Annotated in this window: 1 protein-coding gene; it reads right to left on the bottom strand. The window is 57.7% G+C overall.

From position 1 onward, the window contains the following. A partial coding sequence (locus C5S62_RS02515) for a DNA recombination protein RmuC (RefSeq protein ID WP_133159473.1) occupies positions 1-751 on the bottom strand: 751 nt, incomplete at both ends.

Genomic DNA, 751 nt, shown 5'->3' with positions numbered 1-751 from the left:
CCATGAGGGCGTCAGGAATGTCGGCCGGCGGCGTGAGCCCTTTCTTCTTCCAGCCCTCCAGTTGCGAAATGATGTTGCCGCGACCGGTGGTCAATTGCTTCTCCGAACGCTCGTAAACGTCGGACAACTGGCGGATACCGCGGCCTATCTGTACAAAATTCTGCGCAAAAAGCGTGAACTTCTTGTAGAGCCGCTCGGCCGAAGTGTAGATTTCGCCCACGCTACGGCTCTGCATTTCGCTCTGCCACAGGTTGTAAGCCAACTGAAGCGCCATGAGCAGGTTGGTAGGGTTAAGCAATATGACACGCTGCGCATAGGCGTCGGCGGTGAGCCGCTCATCGGCCGATACGGCCGCCACGTAGGGGGCTTCGCCGGGAATGAACATGAGAACGTATCCGATACTGTTCTTCACCACCTTGTCATAGCGTTTCTGCGAGAGTTCCTTCACGTGGCGGCGCACGGAGGCCACATGCTCCCTGAGCATACGCTTCTGCTCTTCAGCATCGTCGGCCGCCACATAAGCGGTAAAGGCGGTGAGCGACACTTTGGAGTCCACTATAACGGCACGGTTGCCGGGCAAGTTCACCACGACATCGGGTATGAGCCGCCGGCCCTCCCCATCTTCCGTTCCGGCCTGAACCACATAGTCGCGTCCCTCTGTCAGTCCTGATGCCTGAAGCAGATTACCCAATATCATTTCTCCCCAGTTACCCTGTTTTTTCGAGTCGCTGCGCAAGGCACGGGCCAGTTC

Source organism: Prevotella sp. MGM2, from assembly GCF_002933955.1.
GTDB lineage: Bacteria > Bacteroidota > Bacteroidia > Bacteroidales > Bacteroidaceae > Alloprevotella.
This window is presented reverse-complemented; position numbering and strand designations above follow the sequence as displayed.